This is a genomic window from Rhizobium sp. SVR5-9E (assembly GCF_056755095.1).
The window spans coordinates 1-315 of the sequence record NZ_JBNDHS010000319.1; the positions used below are offsets into that span (position 1 = coordinate 1).

The window sequence follows — 315 nt, forward strand, 5'->3', positions numbered from 1 at the left end:
GACGACACCAGACCCGCATGCAGCACCGCCGCATCCTCGGCAACAAAGCCATCCAGGTTCCGGGTCAGGAGCCGCACGACCTGGCGCTTGGAGATTTCGACACCGATATCGTTCAGCAATGTCGTCAGCCGCCCGGTGGTCACCTGTCCCTGCGCATGAAGCATCAGGCAAAGCCGCCGGAGGTTGGTGCCACAGCCACCGATGATCCCCGCCGGCAAGGGTGCCAGCACCGTCTTTCCATCCAGCATTCGCGACGGTAATGCACGAGCTCCGCCTTGAGCACCAGGTCGCGAACATAGACGCTTTTGTACCCCT

Annotated in this window: 1 pseudogene; it reads right to left on the minus strand. The window is 62.2% G+C overall.

Annotated features, from left to right (window positions below):
- A pseudogene (locus tag ACPYOJ_RS34995) lies at positions 1-315 on the minus strand (IS66 family transposase); the annotation flags it as partial.